8 protein-coding genes and 1 pseudogene are annotated in these 12,387 nt (G+C 57.0%); 3 read left to right on the top strand and 6 right to left on the bottom strand.

Features of this window, described 5'->3' with window-relative positions; all coding sequences use genetic code 11:
* The first annotated feature begins 83 nt into the window (after positions 1 to 83).
* The 3 genes and pseudogenes from N2605_RS26055 (at position 84) to N2605_RS26065 (ending at position 3,615) form a co-directional block, all read left to right on the top strand.
* Positions 84 to 983, top strand: coding sequence for a dihydrodipicolinate synthase family protein (locus N2605_RS26055; protein ID WP_260343616.1), 900 nt, complete (start codon positions 84 to 86; stop codon positions 981 to 983).
* 93 nt (positions 984 to 1,076) lie between these two features.
* A pseudogene (locus tag N2605_RS26060) lies at positions 1,077 to 2,526 on the top strand (aldehyde dehydrogenase family protein).
* 81 nt (positions 2,527 to 2,607) lie between these two features.
* Positions 2,608 to 3,615, top strand: a complete 1,008-nt coding sequence (locus N2605_RS26065) for a LacI family DNA-binding transcriptional regulator (RefSeq protein ID WP_260343618.1) — start codon at positions 2,608 to 2,610, stop codon at positions 3,613 to 3,615.
* Between the two features lie 362 nt (positions 3,616 to 3,977).
* On the opposite strand, the gene N2605_RS26070 is transcribed toward N2605_RS26065, so the two are convergent.
* The 6 genes from N2605_RS26070 to N2605_RS26095 form a co-directional block, all read right to left on the bottom strand.
* Positions 3,978 to 4,631 carry a hypothetical protein gene (locus N2605_RS26070; RefSeq protein WP_260343620.1) on the bottom strand — a complete coding sequence of 218 codons (654 nt, stop codon included), beginning with the start codon at positions 4,629 to 4,631 and terminating at the stop codon, positions 3,978 to 3,980.
* Entirely contained in the window at positions 4,628 to 5,245 is a 618-nt protein-coding gene (locus N2605_RS26075) for a c-type cytochrome (protein ID WP_260343622.1), read from the bottom strand. Before N2605_RS26075 ends, N2605_RS26070 begins: the two co-directional genes overlap by 4 nt.
* A 71-nt stretch (positions 5,246 to 5,316) precedes the next feature.
* Positions 5,317 to 7,104, bottom strand: coding sequence for a PQQ-dependent dehydrogenase, methanol/ethanol family (locus N2605_RS26080; RefSeq protein ID WP_311735323.1), 1,788 nt, complete (start codon positions 7,102 to 7,104; stop codon positions 5,317 to 5,319).
* A gap of 86 nt (positions 7,105 to 7,190) precedes the next feature.
* Positions 7,191 to 9,515 (bottom strand): xanthine dehydrogenase family protein molybdopterin-binding subunit, encoded by a 2,325-nt coding sequence (locus tag N2605_RS26085; RefSeq protein ID WP_260343623.1) that lies wholly within the window; start codon positions 9,513 to 9,515, stop codon positions 7,191 to 7,193.
* Positions 9,515 to 9,967, bottom strand: coding sequence for a (2Fe-2S)-binding protein (locus N2605_RS26090; protein WP_260343624.1), 453 nt, complete (start codon positions 9,965 to 9,967; stop codon positions 9,515 to 9,517). Before N2605_RS26090 ends, N2605_RS26085 begins: the two co-directional genes overlap by 1 nt.
* Before the next feature lie 1,488 nt (positions 9,968 to 11,455).
* Positions 11,456 to 12,181, bottom strand: a complete 726-nt coding sequence (locus N2605_RS26095) for an FkbM family methyltransferase (protein ID WP_260343625.1) — start codon at positions 12,179 to 12,181, stop codon at positions 11,456 to 11,458.
* Positions 12,182 to 12,387 lie beyond the last annotated feature (206 nt).

A 12,387-nucleotide genomic window follows, 5' to 3' on the forward strand; every position in this document is an offset into this window, starting at 1 on the left:
GCGAGCGAGATTCGCGATCCCGATCGATGCCAACACCGTTGCACTTCCTAAGCTCCTCATCCCTCGCAAAGAGATCCTAGCTCATGCAAGTCCAGAAAATCCGGCCCTATCGTGGTCTGTTTCCCGTCGCGCCAACGCCATTCACGGACTCTGGAGATCTCGATCTCGAGGGACAACGGCGCGTTTTGGATTGCATGATCGATCAGAAAGTCGACGGAATTTGCATCCTTGCCAATTATTCCGAGCAGTTCCTGTTATCAGACGAGGAGCGCGGATTGCTGGTTGACCTCTGCCTGTCACATGTCGCAGGCCGCAAGTCGGTCATGGTGACTTGCAGCCATTTCAGCACTCGGATTGCAGTGGAACGCGCACGCCATGCCGCCGAGCGAGGCGCAAGCCTCCTGATGTTGATGCCGCCTTATCACGGTGCGGGTCTCAAGGCGGATGAAGATCATATGATCGAGCATTTCGCTCGTGTCGCCGATGCGGCGGGAATTCCGATCATGGTGCAGGACACCCCGCTCAGCGGCGTCACGCTGTCGGTACCCTTTCTCGTTCGGCTCGCACAGGAGGTGCCGCTTGTTAGCTATTTCAAGATCGAAGTCCCGTTTGCCGCAGCGAAGCTGCGCAATCTGATCGAGGCGGGCAATGCTGCCATAGACGGTCCGTTTGATGGAGAGGAAGCCATCACTATGATGGCAGATCTGCGAGCTGGGGCGACGGGGACGATGTCGAGCGCGCTATGTCCGGATTTGTTGCGGCCCGTTTTCGATCATCATATGGCGGGTCGCAGCACGGAAGCGGCCGCTGCCTATGCAAAGGTGCTGCCCTTGCGTGCAGCCAAGACCGTGATGAGAGAGGGCAACGTCATCAGATCTGACGCGGTGCGGCATCCGATGGAGCAAATTCATCCCCACACGAAAGCCGGCCTAATCGAGCTGGCGCGCGAGGTCAACCCGTTGGCCCTCCGCTGGGGCCACTGAATGGTTCTGCCTGAAGTGGTTTACTCGGCGAGCTGACGTGCGAGGCCGAAAGCTCATGCACCTCCAACATTCAATCAAATTCAGAGCTTATCGATGACAACCAACTACATTGCTGGCGAATGGCTTCCGGCTGCGGAGGCCTGCCCAAATATCAACCCGTCCAATACCAACGATGTCGTGGGCGAGTATGCCCGCGCCTCGATTGCAGAGACCGAGCGCGCGATTGCGGCGGCTCACCACGCATTTCCGACCTGGTCGCGTTCCAGCATCCAGACGCGGCATGACATTCTAAAGGCGATTGGCGACGAGATCCACGCTCGCAAGGGCGAGCTCGGCCGCCTGCTCTCCCGCGAGGAGGGCAAGACCTTGGCAGAAGGGATTGGCGAGGTCGCGCGTGCCGGGCACATCTTTCAATTCTTCGCTCGCGAGTGCCTCCGCATGACAGACGAGACGCTGCCGTCCGTACGGCCGTCAGTCGGTGTGGAGATCACCCGCGAGGCGGTCGGCGTCATCGGGCTCATCACTCCCTGGAACTTCCCCATTGCAATCCCAGCCTGGAAGATTGCGCCAGCGCTTGCTTATCGCAACACCGTTGTGTTCAAGCCTGCCGAGCTCGTCCCGGGTTCGGCTCATGCGCTCGCCGAGATCATCGTCCGCTCCGGAGTGCCGGCAGGTGTATTCAACCTCGTGATGGGCCGGGGCTCGGTGGTTGGTGAGGCGATGCTGAACAGCTCGAATGTTTCTGCCATTTCCTTTACAGGCTCAGTGCCGACGGGGCGCAAGATCGCCCAGGCCTGCATCACCACTGAACCGATGAAGAAGCTTCAACTCGAGATGGGGGGCAAAAACCCCATGGTGGTCCTTGATGATGCCGATTTGACGCTGGCAATGGAGTTCGCCGTGAACAGCGCCTTCTTCTCCACCGGTCAGCGCTGCACGGCCTCGTCGCGGCTGATTGTGACAGATGGCATTCACGATCGATTTGTAGCCGCCATGCAGGAGCGGATGCAGGGGCTTGTCATTTATGATGCTTTGCAAGTCGGGACGCATATCGGCCCGGTCGTCGACCAGAGCCAACTCGACCAGGACCTGAAGCATATCAGCATAGGACAGGCGGAAGGCGCAAAGCTGGTTGCCGGGGGCGAGCTCCTGAAGCGGGAGTTGCCCGGATTCTATCTCGCGCCCGCACTGCTCACGCACGTGAGCAATGAGATGCGTGTCGCGCGCGAGGAGATTTTCGGGCCAGTTGCTACCGTGATCCGGGCGAAAGACTACGACGAGGCGCTTGAACTGGCCAACGACACCCCGTTCGGCCTGTCTTCGGGGATCTGCACCAGCAGCCTAAAATACGCCAACCACTTCAAGCGCAATGCAGAGGCCGGCATGGTGATGGTAAATCTTGCCGACGGCCGGGGTGGACTACCACGTGCCGTTCGGGGGCCGCAAAGGCTCCAGCTATGGTTCGCGCGAGCAGGGCCGCTACGCACAAGAGTTTTATACGACGGTGAAGACGTCCTACACTTTCGACGGCAATGTTCCTTAAATGTACAGGCTAAATCGAGGGTGTAAGTAGCCACAGTCGCTCGGGCCTTGTTGATCAAAGTCACACCGAAGGAGCACGCCTTTGAGTGGTTCGACCATCAGAGACATCGCGCGTGAGGCGAATGTCGGAACCGCAACCGTGGAGCGGGTTCTCAATGACCGCGGTGGAGTTAGGACCGAACTTGCCGAAAGAGTCATCAGGGCCGCAAAAAAGCTAAAATATGGCGATCGGCGATTGAGGCCCCATAGCGGCATCATTCGGATTGAGGTTCTCCTCGTTCAACCGGAAGCCGAGGTTTTTTATGCTGACCTCAACGCTACTTTCCAGCGGATATCTGCCTCTCTGGATCCGGCCATTTTAGTGCACCGGACCTTCGTTAGCGAGGACGACATCACGGGCGTCGCCCAGCATATTGCGAAGCCACCTGTTCGGCGCGCCGGCCTAATTGTTCTAGCTCCAGACCATCCTGAAATTACCGAGAGCATTCGCCAAGCCCGCATGTCGGGTGTGGAAGTCGTACAGTTGCTGACGGGAAGCGCCGACGAGGACGTGCCCTATATCGGCATTGACAACTACGCGGCGGGGAGAACGGCCGCGTATTATATGTCGCGCATGCTCCGTGGAATTCGTGGCACTGTCCTCGCCATGTGCCACAGCGGAGCCTACCGGGCGCATCGGGAGCGCATAAGGGGCTTCTCGGACTATCTGATGCAGCACGCCGATGGCCATCGTAATTTTTGCGCCGTCATTTTTGGCCATGACGACAATCTGCTGTCGGCAGAGAGGCTCTCTGAAGCGCTACGCAGCGGGGATCGCGTTATCGGACTTTATAGCGTGGGGGCCGGCAGGGAGGGGATTGCGGCGGCTTTGAACGCACATCCTGCCAAGATATTGTGGATCGGGCACGCGCTTACTCAGAGCACGGCAAAGTGTCTTCGCTCAGGATTGATGGACATCTGCATCGACGGCGCGCCTGAAACGCAGGCACGGCGCTCGTTGGATACAGTGCTTCACCGTCTGGGACTAATCGATGTCGATGTGAGCAGTGCGCCGGTCCAGTTTCTCACCATTACAGCGCAGAATCTCTAGTATATTCTGGCAGATGCAACGGGACCAATCCTCGCAAATGGCCGTACCGCCAGGCGAGCAGCAAGCTGACGGCGCGCCCACCATGGCCCTGGAGGTTTAAAAAAGAAGCCGCTGCTGGACCTTTCCAAGAGCGGCTTAAGTCAGGGAGGTAAGCAGACGAGCCCGGTCTGCCAGCGGATTCGTTGCGATCGGGAACGATACGCTCCAGCGCGTCTGGCAGACGCGCGTCGCCGCTATCGGCCAGCTCGTTGCCCCCGCGGGCGAAATACTAATCCAGCTCGACATTGCACAACGAAACACCCTTGCCAGAAGGCGGCACCGCAGGGCGCCAGATCAAATTGCTCGATCGTCGGCAATGCCAGTCAGTGGTCGGTCGTCTGTTCAATGATGAGGTGCGTCGCATTGACAAAGTCCGAAACAGGCTGGTCCGCGCGCCGATAGAGTTCCCGGTCTAGGATCAAGTGCCGCCGCTCTGAGCGCTTCTCGCAACGTTCCTTGATAAGTAGACCGGCCACCGGACTTTCATCCTCACGAGACTCCAGCTCTCGGCAGATCCAACCCGCCTCGCCGTACCGAGCTCTCACAGAAAGAGCCAAGAGATAGGCCTTCTTACGCCAAAAGAGACGTGCGCTCGGATCCGTGTCGATCCGAATACCTCGCAACGCGCCGCTGCTGTCTACGAGACCCCTCAGCAACACAGGATGGCCGCCGAGCTTCGTACCTTCATACTTGTCGTTCACAGCCGCCAGCGGATTTACTTCGTTGTTGAAACGAAAAGAGATACTGTGCAAACCCGTTTCATCGGCCGGGCATGCCCGAAAGTGGTTCCAAGACGACAGCTTGACATCCTCCTTCGCGGCGCAAGCGAGGTTAATGTACTCCTTGGGCGGAATATTGGCGACTGACATGCCCAGACTCAGGTCGCGTAAGTCGATCGTATCGCGTGCGTTCGCATTTTCCCAAGCGAGCAAGAGAAGCAATAGCGACAAAGCCCAGGCCAATTGTCGATGTTTCATTGCTTCGCTTCCTTTCCGGTTGTTTGCGAACCAGTCGATCTGTTCTTGTACACTTCGCAGGCTCTCGAGCTGTCTCCGAAGAAGTCAATGCAGTCTTGATAGCTGGTCGGTCCCTTCCCTTTGATGTGCTCCAGAACATAATCAACGACCTTCTCGATTTCTTCCGGCCGGAGAAATGTAGCTGCATCCGGAGGCAGGTCCTTGCCCAAATCCTGAGCCGTGATCCCCGAATAGCATCCGTATTCCTTGTAGGCGTGGCGACCAAAGTGCGGCATTCCCGTTCCCGGGCGCCCGCAATGGACGACCTCGACGATTTGATCGCGACTGAGCTGCGTACCTCGCAACGAAAGCGCTGCGCCTCCATAGCCGCCGCCCCCATCGCCATGCCATTTGTGGCAGCCTACGCAATTTGCCTTTTCGTAGATGCGTTGCCCTTCATCCCGGGCGCGGTGCGCGCCGTTAATGACCTGCCCCGGTACGGGCACACCACCTTCGCCCCAAGCAGAGTCTTCTGTCGCGAGAAGAGCCAAGCCACCACCCACGAATAAGCTGATCAAGCCAACGCGTAGCGCGCGGTCTACCCACTGGGTCCAGCGCACGACCTTCAATTCCATTCTTTTTCCTCTCGGACCAATCTAGGAAAATGGGGCGAGCACAGTGCCGCCCCACTTCGCCTCACAGCGGATCACAACCCAAAAACGTACAGCATGGAGCCCGGGGAGACCTTTTCCAGGCCCTTCGTGGAATCGAGATTCCACTTGTCCCAGGCGCCGCCCAGTCCCACGAGGATCGCAATATATTGCTTTCCGTCGACGGAGAAGGTCATGGGAGGAGCGTTGACGCCGCCACCTGTATTGAATTCCCACACCTTGTCCAATGTCTTGGCATCGAGGGCGTAGAGTTCTCCGGATGGATGACCAGCGAACACCAAGTCGGGCGTTGCAAGCAGCCCGCCCAGCATCGGATACTTGGTCTCATACTTGCCCGTGACCTTGCCAGTGCTAACGTCAATGGCGGTTACGCTTCCTGTTATCGGCATCTTCACGACTGGACCGCCCCCTGTGAAGAATTCACGAGCCTTCCAATCGCCAGGTTTTGTCTCTTTGTTATCCAACTCGTCACAGCCCTCGATGACCGGGATATACCAGCTCTTCAAGTCGGGATTGTACGCAGTAGGCGGCCAGTTTTTGCCACCGTTATGTCCTGGACAAATGGTGACATGGGTGTTCTTCCGGTTCAGCGTGGCCTGAGGATCATAGGTTTGGACCGCTTTGCTTGGATCATACTCAATCGGTTTTCCCGTTTCGGGGTTGATGCCCTTGGTCCATGTCACCTTCTTCACGAACGGCGTTGCCCAAAGGAAAGAGCCGTCGGTGCGATCGAGCGCGTAACCGAAGCCGTTGCGATCGGCTTCAAGAACCACCTTGCGCGGCTTTCCCTTGATCTGGAGGTCGACGAGAACTCTTTCCGCAACACTGTCATAGTCGAAGGGATCATTCGGTGTATGCTGAAAATGCCATCTGATCTTTCCGGTGTCCGGATCGAGCGCGAGGGTACTATCAGTGTATAGGTTGTCGCCCTGACGATATTCAGCATCAAAGTCGGGGCCAGGATTTCCGACCCCCCAGTAGAGCAAGTTGGCTTGGGGATCATACGATCCGGTCACCCAGGTGGATCCACCACCAGTTTTCCATGACTCGTGATCATCCTTCCAAGTCTCGTTACCTGGTTCCCCCTTGCCTGGAATCGTATAGGTTCGCCAAACTTCCTTTTCGGACTTCAAGTCAGTCGCAGCAATCCAGCCGCGGATGCCGTACTCGGCACCCGCCACGCCGGTAATAGCCATGTTCTTGACGATCAACGGTGCACCGGTGATCACTTCGCCCTTGTCTGGATCGGCTACCTTGCGCTCCCAAGCGACTTTGCCATCCTCCTTATTCGTGGCAATCAGTCGTCCATCGAGGGTATGTGAAATTACAAAATTGCCCCATAGCGCAGCGCCTCGATTATTAACTCCGCAACAAGCAATGGCGCCGGCCCAGTCGTGATCGGTCTTTGGATCCATTTTCCAGACGAGTGTTCCGTTGCCGCCGTGGAGATCGATTTTGTAGAGAGATCCCCACCCATCTGTGACATACATGAATCCATTCTCGACAATCGGAGTCCCCTCCAAACCGCCATGGCTCCAAATCCCGCCACCCTCGATACCGCCCAGCGCCATTGTCCAGGCCACGTGCAGCCCCTTGACCGTGTTGCGATTGATCTGGCTGAGCGGCGAATAACGCTGTGCCGTGTGGTCGCGGTGGTGATGCAGCCAGTTGCTCGTTTCCTGCGTTGCATTGAGAAGCCGCTCTTCCGTTGTTTCATCGGAAGCAGCCGCCGCACTCCCGAGAGCGGCCGCCATCAAACCAATCCCGACGATCGTGTTGACAGTCTCCCAAGCTCCAACTCTTGTCCTGCTTACCTTGGACATCCTTTCACTCCTCTGGGGCTGATTGTTTTGTTGTTCCTGGTCGAGCTCAATCGCGGCTCAGCGCGATCCAGTCGACGTCTGGTCGTCTACACGCGGATCTGATCGCCCGCTGGAAGCGAACGAATGCGTTTGCCTGTCGCGGCGAAGATCGCGTTGCAGAGCGCCGGCAGAAAAGGCGGTACTCCTGGCTCTCCGACACCGCCCGCAGGGACGTCTGAACCATTCGAAACGATGTGAACACGCACATTTATCGGCGCATTGTCGATGCGGGCCACTGGGTAATTATCAAAGTTACCCTGCTCGGCTTTGCCGTTCTTGAACGAAATCTCCCCGATGAAATTGCTGAGCCCCATGACCGCCGCACCCTCAATCTGAGACCGAATCCGCTCAGGGTTGACGGCAAAGCCGCAGTCGATCGCGGTCTCCACGCGCGGGACGGCCAGCTTTCCGTGGCTATCAACGCCCACCTCGACGACTGTCGCCACGTACGAGAGGAAGCTCCGGTGTGCTGCAATTCCGAGGCCGCTTCCCTTGGGGAGGGATCTTCCCCAGTTCGCACGCGAAGCCGCCAAATTGACCACGTTCGAAAGTCGCCCGGTATCGACTGGGTAGGTTGAATATGGATCGCCGTAATTCCAAAGCGGATCCGTCAGCCCGAGTTTCTCAAGCTCAAGCTTTCGTGGCGGCCCGATGATCTCGAGCAGGACGTCCTTGGCATCCTTCCCCAAGGCCTCGGCAATCTCTCCGATGAAGGATTGTACCGCAAACGCATGAGGTATATTGTTGACCGATCGGAACCACCCAATTCGTGTCAGCGCCGCCGCTTCGCCAGTCTCGACGCGCACATTGGGAATGTCCAAGGCAGCATCTGCAAGCCCCAAGCTCAGTTCAATAGCTTGCTCGCGTTTCGGATCGGGCTTGAAATTCGCAAACAGGGTCGGCGCGACGGAGCGATGCCGCCATGCAATTACCTTTCCCGACGAGTCGAGGCCGGCGTCTAACCGCGAATAGGTGACCGTATGATAGAAGCCATGACGAAGGTCATCCTCTCGCGTCCAGGCGAGCTTGACAGGCGCGCCATCCAGTGCCTTCGAGAGTAGTACGGCTTCCTGCGCGAAGTCGGATTGACACTTTCTTCCAAAGCCGCCGCCCAGAAGAGTGACGTTCACCTTGACATTGTCGATCGGCAACTCGAGTACCTTGGCGAATGCTTCGCGCGCGCCGAACGGATCCTGCAATGGGGCCCAAACCTCGCACTCGCCATTCCGAATGGTCGCGGTCGCAACGAGCGGCTCCATCGATGCTTGAGCGAGGTGCGGTACATAATATTCGGCCGATACAACCTTAATTGCGCCAGCGAACGCCTTGTCGAAATCTCCCTGTGTCCGCTCCACGCGACCCGGTTTGTTCGCGGCTTCAACCATCTGCTGTCGATAAGCGGCGGAATCGTAACCGCCGTTTTCACCGTCTTCCCAGTCGAGCTTCAACGCTTCTCGACCCTTTATGGCAGCCCAAGTATTCGTCGCCACCACTGCGATCCCTCCAAGCGGCGAGAATGCGGCAGGCGGCGCCCACCTAACCTTGAGTTCCAATACCTTTACGACCCCAGGAATTTTGAGGGCTTCCGTAGCGTCGAAGGATTTTATCCTGCCCCCGACGACAGGAGGACGAGCGATCACCGCGTAATTCATGCCAGGCAATCGTACATCGTAGCCGTACTGCGCCTTGCCGACGGTGATATCGAACAAATCGTGGATCGGAACGTTGCCGTGCCCAATATACCGAAAAGCATTGTCGGGCTTGAACTTCAGGGATTCCAGCTGCGGGGTCGGCAAGTCCATCGCAGCCTTCGCGAGCTCACCGTAGGCTAGCCTGCGGCCCGTCGGCCGATGCACCACCTCGTGGTTCGAAGCTTGAACTTCTGACAAGGGCACCGCCCATTGTTTAGCCGCCGCTTGCTCCAGCATCTGCCGCATCGCCGCGCCCACTTGCCGCATCGGTTGTAAGAAATGACGCATGCTGCGTGAACCATCGGTATTTTGATTGCCGTAACGCGGCTCATCGGCGAGCGCCTGGACTATGCGAACTTTCGACCAATTGGCCTCCAGTTCGTCTGCCACCACCATCGGAAGTGAGGTGCGAATTCCCGTACCCATCTCGGAACGATGGGCCGTAATTGAAACGATACCTGAGGAGTCAATCGATACGAACACGTGTGGATCGTTGACTGTCCCGTGCGGCATCTGCGCGCCACCGGTTTCGTACGCTAAGCCCGGTCTCAGACCGGAAATCTCGGCAGCTACAGCAAACGCCGTAACAGCTACCGTCGAGCGAAGGAATTGACGCCGGCTAACGTTCTCAAGTCTCACGCTGGGGTTGGACGAAGTCGACGGTGCATGAACGTTCATCATTAGACCCCCCTTGACGCCCTGCGAACTGCAGACTGGATCCGTTGATAGCAGCCGCAGCGACAAATATTTCCGGCCATCGCATCACTGATCTGCTGATCTGAGGGATTCTTGATCTCGACAAGGAGCGCCGCAGCCTGCATGATCTGTCCAGCTTGACAATAGCCGCACTGCGGAACGCGTTCTTCGCGCCATGCGCGCTGGACGGGATGATTGCCGTCTACATCCAACCCTTCGATCGTGGTAATTGGTTTGGCCACCTCACTTACGGCTGTTATGCACGAGCGAACCGCATCGCTGCCCACATGCACCGTGCAAGCACCGCATTGGGCAATTCCACAACCGAATTTGGTTCCTGTTAGCCCAATCACATCGCGAAGTACCCATAGCAATGGGGTCTCTGGCGAGACATCGACGGTGTAAGACTTCTTGTTTATTGTAAGTTCAATGCGCATCTCCGACCTCCTCCAGATCTCAGGCCTTGTGGTTTGCAAGCCAGATGATGGACGATTGTGTCCGGCGAGACGTACAACATCTCCCAAGCTCCAAGACGCTCAGTCTCGTTGCGATCTACAGCAGTCATTGAGTTGAACAGGGAGAGAGGCACGCCGTTTGGGCATCCATCAGCACGGCACGTGAATGTCACGCTATGGTCCCCCCGCATGCCGTCAATCGATGTCCGATGGACGAAGATTTGACTTGTTGTTTCTAATTGTTACCGAAGCTTTTGCTGGAGAGTCCCGCGTTTTGCTGATCAAAATCCATCAAATACCGGAGCCTGGCATTTGATGGATTGACGATCGACATTGCGAGGCGAATTCCCGCACCGCAACAGTCGATCGGCTTCTAAACACAGATCGGGAGATGAGAGGCAAGCGTCTGCGGGCCACTGAGGCCGCAAAGATGCAAAATACGCGGACCAGCGCTTGAGGCCTCGTCGCGGGCTTTATCTGGATCTCACTTTTTTCGCATGCTCGTCTTCCCTGCCGTAGCTGCCATCGAACTGATTTGGGAGCTTCGCCCAGACACGACAGGGAAGTCGTGCGGTAGCACTTTTGGTGAGGCAATGCCCGGAGAGCAGCTCCATGCCGTTTGCTAAAAGCTCTCGGCGCTCAGTCGCCGTCGCATGTGAATGTCGAACACACGCTTGGAAGTAAGCGGTTCGAGAGCATAACAGCGGCACGCGACGGACCATCCAAGATCAGATCTCTGCGATGCCGCCTTGCGCTTCGTGGGTGATACGGAAGCATTGGCCGCTCGCCTCAAGTCCCCCTCCCCGGTGAGAGCGGCGGTCGGGGATCCAAACCTCCCTCTCGGACGGCAATCTCTCGCCTACCCTTCCTCAATACAAGCACCACCTCCTCCGACGTCGACACTCATCTCGGTGTAAAGCGAGAAAGGGGCCATCTGATCTCCGACCTCGGTCAATGCGGTCATTGACATCGCTGTCGCAACAGAACCACGTCCAAGGTCAGCCGATAGCTGAAAGGTCTATAGCGAACGTGTTGTCGCCCTTCCCAAAAACCATTCGCGGTAACTGCCCGCAATGCCGTTCATTGGGACACACCGAGGCACGAAAACGTTTGCTTTAAAGCACGGCCGCCGCCGGAACTTTGGTGTCTGCTTATCGGCAAGAGGGAGGTACTCCATGCTCGGTGCCTCGCACAATTTGACGCTTGGGAGGTAGTCCTGGTTGACGCGGGCTCGAGTGGCCTCCTAGCTCGGGAGGTGCGACTGGCGCAACCTGTTTCCGACAGTTGCCGTTCGCGACGAAGAGTTCGTGCACTCTGTCGTTGCCTGGAATGCTCCGGTACGCCGGTTCATCCCTCCCACTCCTCGAGCTGTGCGGCTCATCATGCTGGCCGGTAAATGGCCGAGGAGCGCCTGCATCAATCAGCGAGATTCGCAAGAGAACTAGCACCGGGCTACCTTTAGTGGCTGCATCAGTTCAATCTCTCGAAGATGACGTTTAGATCGGTGACGGCAGCAAGACGGTACGCTCTGCTCTCCATCAGATCTATGATGCGAGCCGTGTTGCCACCGAGAAAATGCTCACTTGGCTCGCACTGGATTATGGCAGGCTTAATGCGCTCGTGGTCAATGGCCTTGACGAGATCGTAATCTAAACCTTCGCAATCGATTGACAAGAAATCGATCTTGTTTGCATACGGCGTCAATAGCTCGTTGATGGCTATAGCTCTCACCTCGATATGCTCTCGCACACCTCCTAGGCCGTCGAAGTCTCCGAAGCTCTTGATATGCGCTTCATTCAAAGAAGACAACTCATGAGCGTTTCCGATGAAGAGGGTGGCAGACGCGCGTGAAGTTGGCAGGACAACGCACGGCACGAGAACGTCTCTCGGACGCACGGTCCGGATCAGCGCTCCCAATTCAGGATTGGGTTCGACTAGAACACCTTGCGCTCCTCTTTGATACATAAGATAGGTATTCGAGGTGGAGATGGGGTGATTAGCGCCGATCTCGACATAGAACACGCTCTCCCAAGATCTTTGGCTCTTGGAGAGTCTTGCAGCCAACATTCCTTCTAAAATAACGTCTTCTCCGGCTTGTGCGTAGCTAACTGGCGCGAAGTGCTTGATCCGAGAGTTGGGAAGATTGAGCCTTTCGACTTCCCGGTTTATGCACTCGTTCTCAAGCTCGGAAAACATGAACTTGCCCTCCACATGTAAGCCGTTAAAGATAGCTCTCGCATGGTGGTCATCCCGGGGGCAACTGACGATGCTGGTAGTTGACAATTCTTGACGGAGCCGCCTGCCTCTATCAAAAAAGGCTTTTGTAGCTGAACAGCCGTCCATAGAACCGTGCCGCGACCTCATCCACTCCTATTACTTATTTAGCCACGTCACTGGCCACT

The organism is Bradyrhizobium yuanmingense (assembly GCF_025200905.1).
GTDB lineage: Bacteria > Pseudomonadota > Alphaproteobacteria > Rhizobiales > Xanthobacteraceae > Bradyrhizobium > Bradyrhizobium yuanmingense.

Coding starts and splice junctions, on each gene's coding strand:
- N2605_RS26055 (WP_260343616.1), top strand. CDS start 84: ATGCAAGTCCAGAAAATCCGGCCCTATCGTGGTCTGTTTCCCGTCGCG.
- N2605_RS26085 (WP_260343623.1), bottom strand. CDS start 9,515: ATGATGAACGTTCATGCACCGTCGACTTCGTCCAACCCCAGCGTGAGA.
- N2605_RS26070 (WP_260343620.1), bottom strand. CDS start 4,631: ATGAAACATCGACAATTGGCCTGGGCTTTGTCGCTATTGCTTCTCTTG.
- N2605_RS26080 (WP_311735323.1), bottom strand. CDS start 7,104: ATGTCCAAGGTAAGCAGGACAAGAGTTGGAGCTTGGGAGACTGTCAAC.
- N2605_RS26090 (WP_260343624.1), bottom strand. CDS start 9,967: ATGCGCATTGAACTTACAATAAACAAGAAGTCTTACACCGTCGATGTC.
- N2605_RS26075 (WP_260343622.1), bottom strand. CDS start 5,245: ATGGAATTGAAGGTCGTGCGCTGGACCCAGTGGGTAGACCGCGCGCTA.
- N2605_RS26095 (WP_260343625.1), bottom strand. CDS start 12,181: ATGTTTTCCGAGCTTGAGAACGAGTGCATAAACCGGGAAGTCGAAAGG.